An 18,146-nucleotide genomic window follows, 5' to 3' on the forward strand; every position below is an offset into this window, starting at 1 on the left:
CATGCGGACACACTTTTCTTTACTTAACCCTGTATGCCGGGGGCTGCGGGGAGGCGGGGAACTGTCATGGATGCTGTCACGAAACTGGTGACGAATCCGTGGTGGCAACGCCCTGATTAGTGTGGCAGTTCTTCGCTGAACGGTGCGGCGAGCGCTAGCAGTGTGACTTTTTGCGTGGGCCTGTAGTAGGCTGTCTTCACGGATCCCATGTGGCGTCCATCTCGTGAACTCCCCCAGGGCAGGAATGCAGCAAGGGTCAGCGAGCTCTGACGGGTGCGTGGGGTCCCCTTTTTTTATCCCCGGCGTTCTTCTGGCACTTATGGCCAGGTTTCGGGCACTTGTCGGCGGTTTCCTGTGATCTATCGATGTTTTTCGGCACTTATCCCCGCGATATTGGCCAGGCCATTTCACCTATCGATGAGCTATTCACTTATGGCCACGCTGCAGCGCATCGATAGGTGAATACCTTGGCCACAAGTGGTCGCGTTCGCTGGTCTGGAAGAATACTGTGCATGAGCGATGCAGACGACACGCGAGTGCCACCACAGTCAACACGTGAACCGCTAGAAACTCCAGAACCACCAGAAACCCGAGAAACCCCAGCCCCAATGGGCGTGTGGGACTCCTTCCGGTTCGCAGTTTCTTCACCGAAGCGCCTGCGCACCGAGCTGCTGGCCGGCGCGGCGGTGTCGTTCGCGCTGATCCCCGAGGTCATTTCGTTTTCCATCTTGGCGGGCGTGGACCCGGCGGTGGGGTTGTTTAGCTCGGTGATTATGGCCATTGTGATTGCCTTTACGGGTGGCCGCCCGGCCATGATTACTGCTGCCGCTGGTTCGGTTGCGCTCGTCGTCGCGCCGTTGTCGCGGACGTACGGGATGGATTACCTCATTCCAACGGTGCTGCTCGCGGGCGTGTTGCAGATTGCTTTTGCGGCGCTGGGTATCGCTAAGCTGCAGCGTTTCATTCCGCGCGCGGTCATGATTGGCTTTGTCAACGCGCTGGGCATCCTCATTTTTACCGCGCAGCTGGAGCATCTCATCGATGTGCCCTGGTTAGTGTATCCGCTGGTCGCTCTGGGTATTGCGATTATGGTGTTCCTGCCCCGCGTGTTCACCGCGATTCCGGCTCCGCTGGTAACGGTACTCGTCGTCACGCTTGTTGCGGTGTTGGCGGATTGGCGCGTGCCGAACGTGAGCGATATGGGCGAGCTCCCGGAATCCCTCCCGCAGCTGCTGATCCCGAATGTGCCCCTGACCTGGGAGACTCTGCAGCTGATTGCGCCGTATTCGGTGGGCGTGGCGATTGTCGGCATCATGGAATCGCTGATGACGGCGAAGCTCGTGGACGACATCACCGACACGCATTCGGACAAGACCCGCGAGACGTGGGGGCTGGGCGTGGCGAACATCGCGGGCGGTTTCTTCGGCGGCATCGCTGGCTGCGCGATGATCGGTCAGACGATGGTGGGTGTGAAGGAATCGTCGGGACGCACTCGCTTGACGACGCTCTTTTCCGGTGTCTTTCTGCTCATTCTGGTCCTTCTGCTCAGTTCTGCAGTTGGAGTGATTCCGATGGCGGCGCTGGTTGCGGTGATGGTCGTGGTGTCGGTGGACACGGTCGATTGGCGCTCGATTTCCCCGCGGACGTTGCGCCTGATGCCGCGTTCGGAGACGGCGGTGATGCTGGTGACGGTCATCGCCACGCTGGCGACGGATAACCTCGCCATCGGGGTGATTTTGGGTGTGGTCGTGGCGTCGCTGATGTTCGCGCGCCGTGTCGCTCACCTGGTCAGGATTGAAGTGCTTGACGACGACCCCAGCGCCCACTCCCGGACGTACAAGGTGCGGGGTCAGTTGTTCTTCGCCTCCAGTAACGACCTGGTGTACCAGTTCGACTACACCGATCCTGCGCAGCGGATTGTCATCGATATGTCTGAGGCTGAGATTTGGGATGCTTCCACGGTGGCGGCGTTAGATTCCGTGCGGGTCAAGTTTGCTGACCGGGGCAAAGAGGTAGAAATTATCGGCTTGGAGGGGCCGAGTAAGCAGCGTCTGGATGCGCTGTCGGGGAAGTTGTAGAAATCCCAATCCGGGGTATGCCTTACACTTGGTTGCAAAGCCGGATGCGGCGCGGGGAAAAAGTTTTCCGTGCCAGTTTTGTCAGGTTTTAACTTATGTCCGATACCTGGGAGGGTGCGTACACCATGGCCGTGGATTCCTTCGATGTTCAGCAGTTGGCGGCACACAAGGATGAGTTTGCGAAGGCATATGAGGAACTGAAATCCCGTAACCTCGCACTGAATTTGACTCGTGGTAAGCCGTCGTCGGAGCAGCTTGATTTCGCAAACGCCCTGCTGGGTCTCCCGGCGCCGGATTACATTTCGGCTTCTGGGGAGGATGTCCGCAATTACGGCAACGCCAAGGGCATTACTGATATCCGCGCTATCTGGGCGGAACTGATGGATCTGCCGGTGGAAAACGTCCTGGCGCAGGATGCTTCCAGCCTGAACATCCAGTTTGACCTGATTTCGTGGGCTATGCAGTTCGGCAACGTGGACTCGGAGCGCCCGTGGAACGAGGAGCCGGTGCTGAAGTGGCTGTGCCCGGTTCCGGGGTATGACCGGCACTTTGCTATCACGCAGCACTTCGGCATTGAAATGATTCAGGTGCCGTTGAACGAAGACGGTCCGGATATGGATGTCGTGGAGAAGCTGGTTGCCTCCGACCCGCAGATTAAGGGCATGTGGAATGTCCCGATGTTCTCGAACCCGACGGGCGTGACCTACAGCGCTGAGGTCTGCCGCCGTCTGGTTGAAATGGAGACCGCCGCTCCGGATTTCCGTCTGATGTGGGATAACGCCTACATGGTTCACACGCTGACGGATGAGTTCCCGGAGATTCACAACGTCATTAAGTGGGCGGAAGAGGCCGGTAATCCGAACCGCGTGTGGGCTTTCGGCTCGACTTCGAAGATCACCTTCGCAGGCGCTGGCATTGCTTTCTACGCTTCCTCGGACGCCAACTTGGAGGATTACCTCAAGCACGCTGGTATCCGCGGCATTGGCCCGAACAAGGTCAACCAGTTGGCTCACGCCAAGTTCTTCGGCGACGCGGAGGGTGTGCGCGAGCAGATGCGCCGTCACGCAGGTTCGCTGGCTCCGAAGTTTGAGAAGGTTCTTCAGATTCTAGATGAGCGCCTGACGGAGTACGGCGTGGCAGAGTGGTCGAAGCCGACCGGCGGTTACTTCATCAACCTCGACGTGGTTGATGGCACTGCTCGTCGCGTGGTGGAGCTGGCTAAGGAGGCCGGCATTGCGCTGACCGGTTCTGGTTCTTCCTTCCCGCTGAAGCAGGATCCGAATGATCGCAATATCCGCCTGGCACCGTCGCTGCCTCCGATGGAGGAGCTCGAGGTTGCTATGGATGGCGTCGCTACCTGTGTGCTGCTCGCCGCCGCTGAGAAGGCGACTGCGTAGGCCAAGTAAGCCAGGTAGGTCGGGATAGGACTATATGAACTTCGAAGAGACGAAGTTTTGGATCTCCGGGCTTTTCCCCGGAGAACCCCAGGTCGGCGAGTATGTGACGGAGCTGCCGGCCAGTGGTCGGCACGGGCAGGAACACGATTCGGCTCCGCTGCGGGTCGCTGAGTTCTCGCTTTACGACGAGCCAGACGGCCAAGCGAACGAGCGTCGTCCGGAAACGGCAGCCGCCACCGTGGAGTTGGGCCGCAACTACTGTGGCCTGACCGGCGCAGCAAAGACGGATATCCGCGTGGAGCTTTTCTCCGTCGCATATGCTGATTTTCCCGTGGCCACCATGGTCGCGGCCGCGGGAGCGCTGGTGGAGGAAGAGCCGGAGTTCCTGTCGCCAATTCCGGGCCGTGTCATCCCGAATGCGGTGCGGCTGGCTGCCGATCAGGTGGCCGAGGTAGGGGAGTCGTCGTCAAGCACTGCCTTTACCGTGGCGCACGTGCTGTGCACGGTGCCGTATGTGTGGAGCGACGGGGTGCCGAATGTGTCCGAGATGCCGGGCAAAATCAGCCTGCATGAGGGCGATGTGGAGTCGCCGCAGGGGCGCATGACCACGATGACGCAGCTGGTGCCAATTACGGATGCGGAGCTGGTGTTTTATGAGCAGCAGGGTCCGCAGGCGTTGATGCAGAAGTTGGCCGAAGTGGATGCTGACCTGCGGGATTGGTGCCGCGAGTCGGTTGTTGCCCAGGAGGGTTCGAACTAGCCGGTCCGGGGTGGAAGGTAGGCTGAGCACGTGGCTCTGTATAGGAAGTATCGTCCGGCATCGTTCGCCGAAGTGGTGGGGCAGCGGCACGTGACTGACCCGCTGTCGGCGGCGTTGGAATCTCGTGATGCGCAGGGGCGTCCCAACCGCATTAACCATGCGTATTTGTTCTCCGGGCCGCGTGGCTGTGGCAAGACCTCGTCGGCGCGCATTATGGCGCGCAGTTTGAACTGTGCGGAGGGGCCGACGGCGACGCCGTGTGGCCAGTGTGCGTCGTGTCGGGCGTTGGCGCCTGGTGGTCCGGGCAATTTGGACGTTATTGAGCTGGACGCGGCTTCCCACAACGGTGTGGAAGATATGCGTGAGCTGCGGGAAAAGGCTATCTTCCAGCCGGCGGAGTCGCGCTACCGCATCTTCATTATTGACGAGGCGCATATGATTACCGCCTCGGGTTTCAATGCGCTGTTGAAGATTGTGGAGGAGCCGCCGGAGCACCTCATCTTCATTTTTGCGACCACGGAGCCGGAGCGTGTGCTGCCGACTATCCGTTCGCGTACGCATCACTACCCGTTCCGGTTGTTGACTCCGCCGGATATGCGCGGGCTGCTTGAGCGTGTGGTCACGGCCGAGGGTGTGCGGGTAGAGCCGGACGTGTATCCGCTGGTCATCCAGGCCGGTGGCGGTTCGCCGCGTGACTCGCTGTCGGTTATGGATCAGCTCATTGCCGGTTCCGGCACCGATGGTGTGGATTATGAAACTTCTGCGGCCATTCTCGGTGTCACTGACAGCGTAATCATCACGGATGCGATTGAGGCGCTGGCGGCAGGCGATCGCGCGGCCATGTTTAGCGTGGTCGGGCGTGTGATTATGTCGGGTCAGGATCCGGCTCGGTTTGCCTCGGATCTGCTTGGCCGGGTGCGTGATTTGCTGGTGCTGTCCGCAGTGCCGAACGCGCTGGAGCAGGGCTTGGTGGAGATTCCGGAGAGCCAAATCGACGGTGTCCTGGAGCAGGCCGGGACAATTCCCCCGGCTACCCTGACGCGCTTCACGCAGGTGCTCTCTGACGGCCTGCGTCACTTCCGCGGCGTGACTTCGCCGCGCCTGCTGCTCGAGGTCCTGTGCGCGCGCATGCTTCTGCCCGCCACCGAAGATTCCGTGGAGTCGCTGCTGCAGCGCGTAGAGGCGTTGGAACACGGCAGGCCCGCGCTTGCCGACGGCTCGGGGGCCGCAACCCCCGCAGCGGCACCGGTGTCTTCCGCCGCGGCGCCGGGGTCGGGTGCGGCTGAGACCGATGCTTCGCCGATGCAGTCTGGCCAGTCGGCTCGTGAGGCATGGCGCCAGCGGAATGCCCAGCGTAAGAAGGGGGCGCAGGCCCAGGGCAGTCGTGCTGGGCAGGCAGCGCCAGCGCAGGCATCGTCGCAGCCTCAGTCCCAGCCTGAACCTGTTCAGCAGCAGTCTGCACCAGCGGCAGCGGCACCGGTGTCGCAGGAGCCGGTAACTGAGCCGCAGTCTGCACCAGAAGCACCTACTGCGCCCGCTGAGCAGCCTGCACAGCCTGCACAGCCTACGCCGGCCGAATCAGTTGAACAGTCTCAGCAGGCTGAACAACCTCAGCATCCTGAATCGGCTGAGCAGCCGATGTCCGAGGAAGAAGCACAGGCAGAGAAGATTCGTGAGTTCCGTCGGAAGATGGCGGAGCATGCCCGCATCAGCGAGCAGCAGACTCGGGCGCAGCTTGCGCAAGAGCGTGAGCAGCAGACTCGCGAGCGTGAGGGGGAAGGCGGCTCGATGTCGATTGTCGAGGAGGAGCCAGTTGTCTCTGCCTCGCCAACCCACTCTGAACGGCCAACTCAGGCGCCACAGCCAGCGCAATCAGCCGAGTCGGCAAGGCCAACTCAGGCCGCCCAGCCCGAGCAGCCAACGCAGCCAACGCAGACTACTCAGGAACCGGAATCGCAGCCGGCACCGCAAGTTCAGCAAGCACCAGAGCCAGTACCGCAACCGAAGCCGGAACCAACACCACAGCCGGAGCCCGAACCTGCACCCGCCGGTATCGAGCAAATCCGCGAGCATTGGCAGGACATCCTTGCGGCTGTCGACGGACAGCATGCGTTCCCCATTCGCGTGTTGGCCGAGCAGGCGGTACCGCTCGATGTCGAAAAAGATACGCTCGTCATTGGACACAGCACAGGAGCGCTCGCTACCAGGCTCAACACGCCTGATTACGCTCAGGCACTGTCCGCTGCCGTGAAGCAGGTGACGGGCTTTAATGGCCAGGTGCACTGTGTCGTCGGTACGCGTCCGCGCGCACCGCGCTCAACAGCTACTGGTGGTGGTTCCGGGGAGGATGATTCGTCGTCAAGAGGTTCGTCCTCGCCGAACGACACCGCCCCTGCACCGACACCCGCAGCACCAGCGCAACCAGAGACATCTGAGCAGCAGGTACAGCAGGAACAGCAGCCGCAGCCAGGCCCGCAGCGGTCGTCGGCATACGCATCCGTTGTTGAGCGCCGTGCCAAAATCGAAGCCGCCAAGCGTGCTGCGATGGGACAGCAGGCAGGCCACGACCAGCCGGCTCAGCCACATCAGTCACGTCAGCCAAGCCAGCCAGCTCAACCGAACCCGAACCCGGCCCAGCAACAGCCGCAGCAGCCAAACCAGCCGCAGCCGCAGTCATTCCTGCGCGCGGCCCAAGCAAACGCCCAGGCGAATGCCCAAGCGAACGCTCAGGCCCAGGCCAATCAGGATTCGGGCTTCGGCGGCGTCCCGCTGCCACCAGAGCCGATGGAGGAGTTCGCTCCACCAGAGGGCGCAGAGGGTGCAGAGAGCTACGGTTCGCGCAACCCGTCCAACTACAACTCCAACGCCAACACCAACTACAACCCGGTTCCCCAAACCCCGCAGGACAACAACTACGAAGAGGACACCTCCGAGTATTTCGAGGCCGCGAACGAGGTCGGGTCTCTCGATCACCGCTCGCTAAAGGACGTGGTCATGGAGATGCTGGAAAAGGAGCTGGGAGCCAAACCGCTAGAAGACCGCTAGAGCCGTTAGAATGGGGCGGCGATGCGCGTCGTAAAGCATGGGCGATGAGCCTTAGAAGCGTGCGCGTAACTACAAATCAGCACGTAAAGAGCACAATAGTTAGGAACATTAGTTATGACTCAGCCAGATATGAACGCAATTCTGCAGCAGGCACAGCAGATGCAGGCGCAGCTGCAGGCAGCACAGCAGGAGATCGTCGCTTCCACCATCGTCGGTGAGGCCGGCGGCGGTCTGGTCAAGGTGACTATGCAGGGCTCGGGCGAGGTCACGGACATCGCCATTGATCCGAAGGTCGTTGACCCGGAGGACGTCGACGGGCTGCAGGACCTGGTTCTCGCTGCTTTCCAGGACGCTACCGCTAAGGTGCAGTCGCTGGCAGAGCAGAAGATGGGCCCGCTGTCCCAGGGCTTCGACGGTCTCGGTGGCCTCGGTTTCTAAATTAGCTTTTCAGACCAGTATTTGTAGGTAATTATCATTGTTCGAGGGACCACTCCAAGATCTCATTGATGAGTTCTCGCGCCTGCCGGGCATCGGCCCGAAGTCAGCTCAGCGTATCGCTTTCTACCTGATGAAGGCGGAGCCGGAGGACATCGGCCGGCTCCAATCCGCGCTTGGTCGGGTGCGCGAGGGTGTGCAATTCTGCCGGGTCTGCGGCAATATTTCGGAAACCGATGTGTGCCAGTACTGCTCGGATACACGGCGCGACCGAGGTTTGGTGTGCGTCGTTGAAGAGGCGCGCGATATCCAGGCCATCGAGCGCACGGGGGAGTACAACGGTCGCTACCACGTGCTCGGCGGGGCGCTCGATCCGCTTGGCGGCATCGGTCCGAACGAGCTCAATATCCGCACGCTTCTGCAACGTATCGCAGGCGTGCTTGACGACGTCGACGAGACCCAACCCCCAGAAATCCACGAGGTCATCATCGCGACTGACCCCAACACCGAGGGCGAAGCAACCGCGACCTATTTGGCCCGGCTGCTGCGGGACTTCCCGGATCTCGAGGTCACTCGGTTGGCCTCCGGCATGCCACTGGGCGGGGACCTGGAGTTCGTCGATGAACTGACCCTGTCCCGCGCGCTGACGGGCCGGCTGAAGGTCTAGCCGCCGTCCAGCCAACCGGCCGCGCGCGAAATCACAAAAACTAGCGCTCGCTCTTCGGACGAGGCTTGGACAGGATGCGTTCTTCGCGCAGCTTATCCACTACCTCGAGGTCTAGCGGAGCCAGGCTCGACAGGTCCTGGTTGGTAGCGCGGGCCAGCAAAAGATCAGCCAGCTGCGGATTGCGGGCCAACACAGGTCCGTGCAGGTAGGTACAGATAATCGAGCCCTGCACCGCGCCTTCGGCGCCACCGGTCGGTGTGAGTGAAGAGACGTCCACTCCTGGAGCAATCCCGGAGTCCGCCTGCTCCACTTCCGGGCCGGTATTGCCCACGCCACGGACAACCCGACCAAGCGGCTTCGCATCGGCACCCAGGGTCGTGCGACCCATGTGGTTTTCGAAGCCAGTCAGTGGGCTGGCGTCGACGTCGTCAAGCAAACCGTTCGTGGGATCGACGAGCGTGCAGATTTCGCCGATTGCGCGCGATTCCAGCGAATCGGTGGTGCAATCGACAAGGCCGAGACCTGCGACGTCGCGTCCGCCCGCGCGGAAGGAATTGCCGAAAATCTGGAAGCCCGCGCAAATCGCGAGGATCTGCTTCCCGGCCTCGGCTGCCTTTTTGATGCCGCCGTCATTGATCAGATGCTCCACCGCGATGGTCTGCGCGACGTCCTCGCCGCCGCCGACGGTGTAAATATCCAGGTCAGTGGGGACGGCATCGCCCAGCTTGATCGGGACAATCTCGGCGTCAATCCCACGCATCCGCGCGCGTTGCCGCAGCACCAGCGCATTTCCGTCATCGCCGTAGGTGCCCAGCACGTCCGGGAGGATCAGGCCGATAGACAGCTCGCTCATTTACTTTTCCTCCTGTGCTCGTTCGATGTCGCGCTTCAAATCGCGGAAGGCGGTGTAGTTCGCCAGCACCTCAACTCGGGTAACGCTTGACGACGACCCCCGCGTCTCACACGACCGGATCGCCTGCAGCGGATTTGCGACCAACCTCGCATCGATGCCCGCATACAGCAACCGCACCGCGAGGTCAGTTCCGCGTTCGCCCGCGGACAGCACATCCATGCCGTCGAAGTCCTCGAAGCGGACATCCCACAGCCAGGACAGGTCCTCGCCGTCAGCAACGTGACCGTTGACTGCGATGACCACTGCATCCGCAGTGCGATCGACCATGGACAGCGCCTCCTGCCAGCCCGCCGGGTTCTTGGCCAACAGCATGCGCACGTGCTTCTCGGCGCCCTTGTCATCCCGCACAACCATGGTGGAGTAGCGGCCCGCAACGTTGTCGACGGTCTCGGTGGCCCGGAGGGACTTCCCCAGGTCCGCGCCCATATCGACAGCGCCCGCGATAGCCAGGGTGGCGTTGCCGCGGTTGGCATTGCCCGGCAGCGTGAGGTTCATCGGCAGGATGTCACCCGCAGGCGTGATGACGCCCTCCGCAGTGATGCGGTAGTCCGGCTCTGGCCGCTTGAACTCCGAGCCGTCCGGGAGTGGCTTCACGGCGTACCAGTTGTGGCCGTCCTGGATGATGGGGCCGCCGGTGCGCGGGGAAGAGGTGGCATCGTTGGTCCAGCCACCGCCCGCGGAGACCCAAATAACCTTCTTGGCGTCCCACGCAGCCGACGCGATGAGTGGGTCGTCGCAGTTGGCGATGACCGTCGCCTGCGGGTTAGCGTCCACCGCAGCGCGGAGTGTGGCCTCAATCTTGTTGATCTCGCCGACGCGGTCGAGCTGGTCGCGGGAAAGGTTCAGCAGCACCAGGACCTGCGGTTTCAGATCCTCTGCGATGTGCGGGACGTGTAGCTCATCGACCTCCAGGACCAGGCTGTCCGCATCGGGAGTGGCGAGCAGCGCGGAGATAATACCCGCGTCCATGTTGTCGCCGCCCTCGTTGGTGGCCACGTTGTGGCCAGCGGCGCGCATGGCGGCCGCGAACATACGGGTGGTGGTGGACTTGCCGTTGGTGCCAGTGATGATCGCGGCCGGGCGTCCCTTGCCGAGGGAAGCCAGAATGCGCGGGTCAATCTTCTGCGCAATTAGGCCACCAATCATGCCACCCGCGCCGCGACCGGACTTCCGGGAGGCCCAGGTGGCGGCGTGAGCGGCGGATGTGGCGAGGCCGGCGCGCAGGCGGGCGCCGGTGCCGCGCAGGCCACGAGAACTATTCGAGTCGCGGGAGCCACTCGAAGCAGTACCGTGCGGGCTGGCATCCGCGCTATCAGCGGAATGCGATTGCGGAGAGGTGCCATTTGTCATGTGTGTAAATATTACGCGCACGAAAGGGCTAGGCCTAAGAAGCAGGCCTGTGAGGCCTGATGGGATTTGTGGGAGGTCTCCCTGCGGAGCCTTGAAATCTGAACTTTGAGGTGATTGCGATCATGTTGATCTTCGGGGATTAGGCGGTCATGCGGCGGAAGAGAGGAAGGAGATTACCGAGGTGAGAAAGCGTATTTGAGGAATCGAATTCAAGCACTGAATCAAAGAATTATTGTTTTGATTCATGTGTTGCCCTATACTGTCCACTAGCAGATAAGGGGGAAGAGGTATGGCTAATACAGAAAGCAACTTCTTCGGCGCGCGCTTGCATCAGTTGCGCACAAATCGTGGCATGACCACACGTGATTTGGCTGACGCCACCGATGGTGTGGTGTCGCAATCTGCAGTCAGTCGCCTGGAAAATGGCAAGGCGACTTACTCACTTGAGCAGGTTATGGCGCTTGCGTGGGCTCTTGGCGTGCCGTTGGATGAACTTGTGGAGGAAAACCCGGTCAGCCAGCGTGTGCAGGCCGTGGCCCGCACTTCACAGGATGGCGCGAGTGTTAAGGGAGCGCGGGAGATGCTTTTGCCTTACCTGCAGCTTCGAGTGCTGCTAACTCAAAATTAAGGAGGGTTCCCCATGTGCAGTGCGAGCAAGGAGGGGCTCGACCTTGCTATAGAGTTCCGCAAGAAGCACACCCTAGGAAATGATCCAATCGCCGACATCGCTGGCTTTATGCAGTTGGTTAATGCAGATTTTATGATTCTGGATTTACCAGCCAATGTTGATGCACTTGCTTTGCGTGACCCCGTGACGGGAGCGACAGTCATTGGAATTGCGAAGTCATCCGTTCCTTACCGTCAGCGGTTTACCGTTGCGCATGAAATTGGGCATTTTGTTTCCAATGATTTCGAGTCCTCGAAAATCGTTGCAGATGATGAGCACTCTGAGCCTGGAATATACGCCTGTGGCAAGCGTGATTATCAGGAAGTTCGTGCTGATGCCTTCGCTCGTAATGTGCTCTGCCCAACTGATGGGTTGAAAACAGACCAGAACCTCGGCGAGCTTATCGGTGGAGGTGACGTCCTTGCTGCGTTGTCCCATGTCGTTCGCAAGTATCAAATTTCGCCGCGAGTCGCACTTATTCAGATGAGGCGCGCAGACCTCATTAGCGAAGGGCAATCGGAAGAACTGAAAGGTGTATCAGCTCCCACGCTGGCTGCCCGGTATGGCTGGAAAGCTGACTATGACCGCGCGGTAAAGGTCTCCGAACTAGTGCAACCATCAGCGCGGTTGGTGAAAGACGTATATCGCGCTTACGAACAGGGGATAGTCGACCTTCCCAGCATTGCTTTTGCTGAAATGAGCAGTGTCGATGAGGTGAAGGAGCTGATAAGTGCATCGCAGTCACAGTTACCGCCATTGAGGCATGATGCGAATGTGCAGAATCAGGATGCGGCTGACACGGAAGCAGATCCCTTCGCGGAACTAGACGCTTTCTTCGGCGATGGTCCCGATAGTTCAGAAAGCGCCCAATAAACGATGGCTGGTTACCTCCTAATAGCTGATACAAGCGTACTTCTTAATTTCGTATGTTCGAAGAATCACCAGTATTTGCTCGACTTCGCAGGCAAGAAGACCATCAGCATTCCAGGAGCAGTCAAAAATGAAGTCGAACGCAAATTGGATAAACGGCGCTTCAACTGCGGAAAGAGACACTGGGATTGGTTTCTGGGGCACCCGAATGTCGAAGTTCTCGACGATGACCACAAAAAACTTTATCCCTATGTTCGCCTCTATTCTGGTCCTGGCTATACCTTTCAAGGGGGCAAAGCTAAACACCTGGGAGAGTACATCGCTATCGCCCATTGTCTTTATGCGAAAGATCAGGGTAAGGGCGTAGCCACTGCGCTCATCATGGATGATGGTGATGCCTGTGAGCTAGCGCGGAAGCAAGAAGCTGGATACATTTTCAATACCGAGCACGTGCTATTGCAATGCGTGAAGTCGGGCTCTATTGGGTCGCGCGGGCAAGCCAAGGAAATTTGGGAAGACCTCCAGAAATTTGATGTCCTAGTCAATTTTGAGCACACCAAACTTAATGGCAAGAGTCTGTATAAAAAGGCCGCCGAAAAATGATGAACCCTGACATCACTTTCTACTACGACCGCGATTGTGGGTTCTGCGAGGCAAGCGTGACCCTTCTGGCCAAACTCAGTGGTGTCCGCATGATTGGTGCTAGTCCCGAAGACCAGTCCTTGCCAGAGGAAGTTCGTCAACACATCTCAGCTGAGGCGGTCGCCATGCTTCCAACCCCGGCGGTCGCCACAATCCCAGCCGAAGCAGCAGTCGGTGAACCTGGTGCTAAGAGCGGCCGAGAATTTCGGTACGGCCACGAGGCGATAGGTATCGCCTTGCGTGAGGGCGGCACCAAGGCACTATTCCGATGTGCGGGCACATTCCTGCTCTTCCCGCCACTGACAAAACTGTGGAGCTTTATCTATAAGGTCGTCGCTTCCAACCGTCACAGAATCAGCGCGGTCCTGGGGCTTAACGCCTGCAAACTAGACTCCACAAGATGACTATCCGGCAGGCCCGTTGCCCCAGTGCCACTGCAATTACCCAATGAGCAGCCACCGAGTCAGCCGTTAGCCTCGTCCTTCACAGCGGCCGGCGACATCTCTCCGACCAGTCGCAAGAATGCCTCATCGGAAACGATCGGAATGTCCTTCCGGTGGGCATGCATGGCCTTGCCCGTCAGTTGATCCGGTGTCACATCCGCAGGTCGGTTACACACCAGCACCGATGACTCTCGCGTGACCTTCTCCGAGTAGGCCAGCCCAGCCCGCACTCCCGCCTCAATCAGCTCATCCGGGTCCAGCGACACCTCTGGCGCCACGACGAACTCCATGCCCTCCGCGAGCTTCCGCCCCGGCGTATAGCGGCCGGGGTTCTCCACGGGGCGCGGCGCCTCCATCGCGTCGACACGCACTGCCGAGCGCTGCAGGCCCACAATGTCTTCGCGCAGCTGGTCGGGCGTGTACATGTTCACGGTTGCGCCCGCATCGAGCCCGCCCTGTGCGCGGAACAGCGCAAGCGTGGTGGTGACGTCATCCAACGTCCGCACTCGCTCCGGCACCGAGATGCCAGCAATCGATGCCTCGGGCGAAGGCACATCGAGGCCATAGGCGCGCGCGACGGCGCGCAGGCGTGCGTCGTCAAGCCGTTTGCCCTGGCGGCGCGCCGTTTCCAACGTATCGGCAATCCGTGCGGGCGCCGGAATTCTCGCGACGCGAGTGCGCGTACGACGACGCCCCCGCTTATTCCGCGCGGATCGCTCACGATTCGCTTGACGACGGGCCCTCTTGGCCTCGGCAACTATAAAACCCCAGACCAGCGGCGCATTATGAGCAACCAACGTGCGCCCATCGAGCGCGTGCGCGAGCTTGGCCTGGATCACCCCGAATTTCGGTGCCCCCTCGAAGTCCGCGGGCTCGAGGCCGTGGAGGTGTGTCGGGCCGGGATCCTCGGTGGGATTGATGACGACATGCCAGGTGTCCACGATGTTGCCGCTACTGTCGGCGGTGGACACTCCCAGGCTGACCAGCCGAGACGTCTTGGGATGGATGCCCGTGGCCTGGATGGACACGATTGCGTAAGGAGCGTCCTCCGCCGACGAGAACTGTTTGTGCTCGTCAGCGGCCTTTGTTGCGGCGGTCTCGGCCGTGGCGGGTGTGGTTGTGGCCGTTGTGGGTGTGCCAGCGGTACTCGCGCCGGTTGCGGTTGCGCCGGTAGTAGCCGCGCTGGTCGTGGCCGCGTCGGTGGTGGCTGCGTCCGTTGTGGTGGAAGCCGGTGCTGTTGGTGGTGTTTTCGCGCCCGCTGACGACGCGCGTTGAGAACGGCGACGATTCCGCCGCCGCCTCTTCGTCTGAGAAGAGGTCCCAGTCGCTTTGCGCTCCTCGCGCGCCGATTCAGTCATGCCTCAAGACTAGCGGGTGCGCTCACCCGCGGAGAAAGTGACTAGGTTTATGACACTTTGAGCACAAAATTTGCCACGAAAGTGTCATAAACCTAGTCAGTAACTTGGGCACTAGCTCGGCCTCAAGCTCAGAAGGACCGTGGGGCACGGTCACACGGGTCCCGTAAACCACGCAAACTACAAAAACCACGCAAGCCCCAAAAGCTTTCCCCCGACTGGGTGCTCAGCCGAAAAGGAATGGAACCGCGAGGGCAATTTCCGCGCCTTATTAAATAGGGGCCACAAAACAGTGCCACAAGCCAAGGCCACGAAATAGAGCCACAGAACAGCGCCACAAAAATAAGGACGAAATAACTACCACGGGGCAACAGCCACAGGACAACAACCACGGGGCGGGGGAGAAATGGTCAACAAGAAACGCAAGCAACTGGTGGCGGACCAGTTTGGAATCATTAGGCCGGATGACCAGCCGGGGAATGGATACCGCGAGGTCGCAAGGCAAGCGCGGGCCGGTTATCTGGAGCGGCTTTGCCGAGGTCACTATGTAGTCGCGCACGCCTGGGAGGGGCTCCACCGCGAGAAACGCCTGGCTATTACTGCTTTGGCGGTGGTCTCCGAGACGTCGTCAGGCGTTATTTCGGGAGCTGCAGCGCTGGCCTTGCACGGTTCGTGGGTGCTGGTGCGCGATGCGAAGATTGTGGTCGTGGGCGGGAGTCAGGAGTTTCACGGCATCGACTATTGCATGCGCTTGCGCTCGGAGATCCATCTGGGTCACACGCAGGGGCTCGCGGACCGGCGGGTCGCGGTGCTCGCGCGTGCGGCCTTCGATGAGTGTCGCGTCCGGTTCAGGCAGAAGGGGCCGGAGTCCGTGTCGTGGCGGGCGGCGGTGTTGGCTGTCGAAGGTGCGCTGCGGCATGGCGCCACGCGCGATCAGCTTGAGGAGCTCCCGGTGCATTATCCCAGCGTGCGGGGCCAAGAGCTGTTTCACCGTGCGCTCGCGGTCTGTCACGGTCGTTGCGAAACGCCCGGTGAGGCGCTGACTAAAGCCGCTCTTCTCGAGCTCGGACTGAAGTTCCACGAGCAAGCCGAAATTTGGTCGCGCGGCACCAGCCACGATCCGCCGCACTTTCTCGCCCGCGTGGATTTTTATATCCCTGACCTGCTGCTTGTCGTGGAGTTCGACGGCCATATCAAGTATTCGGCTAGCGAGGTCGCGCCGACGCCCGCGGCTCAGTCCGAGCTGCTCACGCGGGAGACTTACCGCGAGCGATCGCTGCGCGCAACGGGGCTGGATGTCGCGAGGGTGGTGTGGAAAGAGGTGGAATTGCACGCAGTTCGCTTATCGACGCTCCGTTCAATCCTCATCGAGCGCGAACGCGTGGTAGCCGCAGGTGGGGTGACTTTCCGTGCGGATGTGCGCAATGCCGGCCCGTTGATTGGGTAGCGGGGCCGAGGGACCGCTGGATAGTTTGCCCCAAAAAGAAACTGACTAGGTTTATGACACTTTGAGCACAAATTTTGCCACGAAAGTGTCATAAACCTAGTCAGTAACTATGTGGAGTTTAAGCCAGTGCGCGGTTGACCGCGCTGGTGACTGCCTTCAGCGACGCGTAGGTGATGGAACCAGCGATGCCGGAGCCCCAGACCTTGGTGCCGTTGACATCTGCGAGGACGTAGGCCGCAGCCTCGGCGTCGTCACCTGCGGTGCGAGCGTGCTGGACGTATTCCTGAACCTCGACGTTGATGCCGAGCTTCTCCAGGGCGTTGGCGTAAGCGGCCAGCGGGCCGTTGCCGACACCCTCAACGGTCTGCTCCTTGCCCTCGTAGACGATGTGAGCCTTGATCTTGGTGGCGTCCGACTCGTTCTGAGGGGCATCGACAGTCAGGGCAATCTGCTCGAGTGGAGCCTCGCGGTCCAGGTACTCACCTGCGAAGATGTCCCAAATCGCCTTGGAGTTAACCTCGCCGCCCTCGGCGTCGGTGACTGCCTGCACGACGGAGGAGAACTCGACCTGCATGGAGCGCGGCAGGTTCATGCCGTGGTCCGTCTTCATGATGTAGGCCACGCCGCCCTTGCCGGACTGGGAGTTCACACGAATAACGGCCTCGTAAGAACGACCGACGTCCTTCGGGTCGATGGGCAGGTAAGGAACTTCCCAGGTCACCGCGCGCAGGTCCTCGTCGGAAAGCTCCTTGACGGCAGCGCCCGGGCGGACCTTGTCTGCCATTGCGTCGAGGCCCTTGTTCACGGCGTCCTGGTGGGAACCGGAGAAAGCGGTGAAGACCAGGTCGCCGCCGTACGGGTGGCGCTCCGGAACGCGCAGCTGGTTGCAGTACTCGACGGTGCGGCGGATCATATCGATGTCGGAAAAGTCGATTTGCGGGTCGACGCCCTGGGTCAGCATGTTCAGGCCCAGGGTGACAAGGCAGACGTTACCGGTGCGCTCACCGTTGCCGAAGAGGCAGCCTTCGATGCGGTCCGCGCCGGCCATGTAGCCCAGCTCGGCGGTGGCGATGCCGGTGCCGCGGTCGTTGTGCGGGTGCAGCGACAGAATGATGGAGTCGCGGCGGTTGAGGTTGCGGTGCATCCACTCGATGGAGTCTGCGTAGACGTTCGGAGTGATCATCTCCACGGTCGACGGCAGGTTGATGATGATTGGGTTGTCCGGAGTCGGGTCGATGACATCCACCACGGCGTCGACAACTTCCTTGGCGTACTCAACCTCGGTGCCGGTGTAGGACTCCGGCGAGTACTCCCAACGCCAGTTGGTGTCCGGGTAGTCCTTCGCGATGGTCTTAATCAGCTCCGCGGCGTCGGTGGCAATCTTCTTGATTGCGTCCTTGTCCTTACGGAACACAACATCGCGCTGCAGAATCGAGGTGGAGTTGTAGAAGTGAACGATGACGTTCTTTGCGCCGGCACATGCCTCGAAGGTGCGGCGAATCAGGTGCTCGCGAGCCTGAACCAGAACCTGGATGGTGACATCGTCCGGGATCATGTTCTTCTCAATGATCTCGCGCACGAAGTTGTAGTCGGTCTGGGAAGCGGACGGGAATCCGACCTCAATTTCCTTGTATCCCATCTGGACCAGCAGCTCGAACATGCGGCGCTTGCGCTCCGGGCTCATCGGATCAATCAGTGCCTGGTTGCCGTCGCGCAGGTCGACGGCACACCAAACCGGTGCCTTAGTAATGCGCTTGTCCGGCCAGGTGCGGTCCTTCAGCTGGAAGTCCTGAACTTCCTGGTCGTAAGGCAGGTAGCGGTTGGTTGCCATCTGGGAGTTGCGCTGCTTATTCCAAGCAGGCTGTCCTTCCGGAATCTCGCCAGCAGGAGTGGAGATTACAGAAGGAGCGGAAATAAAAGCGTCGGAAGGAGACATGTTGTGGGCCTTTCTAATTCGGACTTTTCTTGTAGGCCGGCACAACTTACCCCGCGACGGGGAGCCGGCCTTAAACCCAAGCCCCGCCGCGGCATAGAAGCAGTAGTCCGCGTTGCATGTGATGTACCTTACCCCGATGGT

The 18,146-nt window shown here is 60.6% G+C and carries 15 protein-coding genes and 1 other RNA gene; 12 read left to right on the forward strand and 4 right to left on the reverse strand.

What is annotated here, in order from left to right:
- Nucleotides 1-197: 197 nt before the first annotated feature.
- From ffs to recR, 7 genes are all read left to right on the forward strand, one after another.
- Nucleotides 198-292, forward strand: an RNA gene (gene ffs, locus HMPREF2787_RS10100) — signal recognition particle sRNA small type.
- Nucleotides 293-608: 316 nt separating this feature from the next.
- Nucleotides 609-2,078: a SulP family inorganic anion transporter gene (locus HMPREF2787_RS10105; protein WP_070607657.1), complete on the forward strand. Its 1,470-nt coding sequence runs from the start codon at nt 609-611 to the stop codon at nt 2,076-2,078.
- Nucleotides 2,079-2,203: 125 nt separating this feature from the next.
- On the forward strand, nt 2,204-3,475 hold the full coding sequence (locus HMPREF2787_RS10110; RefSeq protein WP_210400045.1) for an aspartate aminotransferase type Ic: 1,272 nt from the start codon (nt 2,204-2,206) through the stop codon (nt 3,473-3,475).
- Nucleotides 3,476-3,509: 34 nt separating this feature from the next.
- Entirely contained in the window at nt 3,510-4,235 is a 726-nt protein-coding gene (locus tag HMPREF2787_RS10115) for a suppressor of fused domain protein (RefSeq protein WP_070859176.1), read from the forward strand.
- A gap of 30 nt (nt 4,236-4,265) precedes the next feature.
- Nucleotides 4,266-7,280: a DNA polymerase III subunit gamma and tau gene (locus HMPREF2787_RS10120; RefSeq protein WP_070859177.1), complete on the forward strand. Its 3,015-nt coding sequence runs from the start codon at nt 4,266-4,268 to the stop codon at nt 7,278-7,280.
- A 114-nt stretch (nt 7,281-7,394) separates the two neighbouring features.
- Nucleotides 7,395-7,718, forward strand: a complete 324-nt coding sequence (locus tag HMPREF2787_RS10125) for a YbaB/EbfC family nucleoid-associated protein (RefSeq protein WP_005511884.1) — start codon at nt 7,395-7,397, stop codon at nt 7,716-7,718.
- Between the two features lie 37 nt (nt 7,719-7,755).
- The gene (gene recR, locus HMPREF2787_RS10130) at nt 7,756-8,382 is read left to right on the forward strand and encodes a recombination mediator RecR (RefSeq protein ID WP_005511888.1); all 627 of its coding nucleotides are present in this window, start codon (nt 7,756-7,758) and stop codon (nt 8,380-8,382) included.
- A gap of 40 nt (nt 8,383-8,422) precedes the next feature.
- Here the strand turns inward: recR and HMPREF2787_RS10135 are convergent, their stop codons facing one another.
- Both HMPREF2787_RS10135 and HMPREF2787_RS10140 read right to left on the reverse strand, forming a co-directional pair.
- Entirely contained in the window at nt 8,423-9,235 is an 813-nt protein-coding gene (locus HMPREF2787_RS10135; protein WP_070859178.1) for a type 1 glutamine amidotransferase, read from the reverse strand.
- Entirely contained in the window at nt 9,236-10,645 is a 1,410-nt protein-coding gene (locus HMPREF2787_RS10140) for a MurT ligase domain-containing protein (protein ID WP_246824302.1), read from the reverse strand.
- 289 nt (nt 10,646-10,934) lie between these two features.
- On the opposite strand from HMPREF2787_RS10140, the gene HMPREF2787_RS10145 reads away from it, so the two are divergent.
- The 4 genes from HMPREF2787_RS10145 to HMPREF2787_RS10160 all read left to right on the forward strand — a co-directional run bounded on the left by HMPREF2787_RS10145 (nt 10,935) and on the right by HMPREF2787_RS10160 (nt 13,228).
- The gene (locus HMPREF2787_RS10145) at nt 10,935-11,273 is read left to right on the forward strand and encodes a helix-turn-helix domain-containing protein (RefSeq protein ID WP_049190157.1); all 339 of its coding nucleotides are present in this window, start codon (nt 10,935-10,937) and stop codon (nt 11,271-11,273) included.
- 12 nt (nt 11,274-11,285) lie between these two features.
- Nucleotides 11,286-12,185: an ImmA/IrrE family metallo-endopeptidase gene (locus HMPREF2787_RS10150; RefSeq protein WP_049190155.1), complete on the forward strand. Its 900-nt coding sequence runs from the start codon at nt 11,286-11,288 to the stop codon at nt 12,183-12,185.
- A gap of 75 nt (nt 12,186-12,260) precedes the next feature.
- Nucleotides 12,261-12,785, forward strand: a complete 525-nt coding sequence (locus HMPREF2787_RS10155; protein ID WP_141737768.1) for a PIN domain-containing protein — start codon at nt 12,261-12,263, stop codon at nt 12,783-12,785.
- Nucleotides 12,782-13,228, forward strand: a complete 447-nt coding sequence (locus HMPREF2787_RS10160) for a thiol-disulfide oxidoreductase DCC family protein (protein WP_049190150.1) — start codon at nt 12,782-12,784, stop codon at nt 13,226-13,228. The genes HMPREF2787_RS10155 and HMPREF2787_RS10160 overlap by 4 nt, the downstream gene beginning before the upstream one ends.
- 59 nt (nt 13,229-13,287) lie before the next feature.
- On the opposite strand, the gene HMPREF2787_RS10165 is transcribed toward HMPREF2787_RS10160, so the two are convergent.
- Complete coding sequence (locus HMPREF2787_RS10165; RefSeq protein WP_083308465.1) at nt 13,288-14,625, reverse strand: exonuclease domain-containing protein; 1,338 nt, start codon at nt 14,623-14,625, stop codon at nt 13,288-13,290.
- Between the two features lie 430 nt (nt 14,626-15,055).
- On the opposite strand from HMPREF2787_RS10165, the gene HMPREF2787_RS10170 reads away from it, so the two are divergent.
- A complete protein-coding gene (locus HMPREF2787_RS10170) occupies nt 15,056-16,069 on the forward strand; it encodes a hypothetical protein (RefSeq protein ID WP_224433871.1) in 1,014 nt (337 codons plus the stop codon).
- 118 nt (nt 16,070-16,187) lie between these two features.
- Here the strand turns inward: HMPREF2787_RS10170 and leuA are convergent, their stop codons facing one another.
- Complete coding sequence (gene leuA / locus HMPREF2787_RS10175; RefSeq protein WP_049193461.1) at nt 16,188-18,005, reverse strand: 2-isopropylmalate synthase; 1,818 nt, start codon at nt 18,003-18,005, stop codon at nt 16,188-16,190.
- Between the last annotated feature and the right edge of the window lie 141 nt (nt 18,006-18,146).

This window comes from Corynebacterium sp. HMSC061H03 (assembly GCF_001838215.1).
In the GTDB taxonomy this organism is placed as follows: Bacteria; Actinomycetota; Actinomycetes; order Mycobacteriales; family Mycobacteriaceae; genus Corynebacterium; species Corynebacterium jeikeium_D.

Excerpts from the sequence above, each read along its gene's own strand:
- HMPREF2787_RS10105 (WP_070607657.1), top strand. The coding sequence starts at position 609 with ATGGGCGTGTGGGACTCCTTCCGGTTCGCAGTTTCTTCACCGAAGCGC.
- HMPREF2787_RS10110 (WP_210400045.1), top strand. The coding sequence starts at position 2,204 with ATGGCCGTGGATTCCTTCGATGTTCAGCAGTTGGCGGCACACAAGGAT.
- HMPREF2787_RS10115 (WP_070859176.1), top strand. The coding sequence starts at position 3,510 with ATGAACTTCGAAGAGACGAAGTTTTGGATCTCCGGGCTTTTCCCCGGA.
- HMPREF2787_RS10125 (WP_005511884.1), top strand. The coding sequence starts at position 7,395 with ATGACTCAGCCAGATATGAACGCAATTCTGCAGCAGGCACAGCAGATG.
- HMPREF2787_RS10135 (WP_070859178.1), bottom strand. The coding sequence starts at position 9,235 with ATGAGCGAGCTGTCTATCGGCCTGATCCTCCCGGACGTGCTGGGCACC.
- HMPREF2787_RS10140 (WP_246824302.1), bottom strand. The coding sequence starts at position 10,645 with ATGACAAATGGCACCTCTCCGCAATCGCATTCCGCTGATAGCGCGGAT.
- HMPREF2787_RS10145 (WP_049190157.1), top strand. The coding sequence starts at position 10,935 with ATGGCTAATACAGAAAGCAACTTCTTCGGCGCGCGCTTGCATCAGTTG.
- HMPREF2787_RS10150 (WP_049190155.1), top strand. The coding sequence starts at position 11,286 with ATGTGCAGTGCGAGCAAGGAGGGGCTCGACCTTGCTATAGAGTTCCGC.
- HMPREF2787_RS10160 (WP_049190150.1), top strand. The coding sequence starts at position 12,782 with ATGATGAACCCTGACATCACTTTCTACTACGACCGCGATTGTGGGTTC.
- HMPREF2787_RS10165 (WP_083308465.1), bottom strand. The coding sequence starts at position 14,625 with ATGACTGAATCGGCGCGCGAGGAGCGCAAAGCGACTGGGACCTCTTCT.
- leuA (WP_049193461.1), bottom strand. The coding sequence starts at position 18,005 with ATGTCTCCTTCCGACGCTTTTATTTCCGCTCCTTCTGTAATCTCCACT.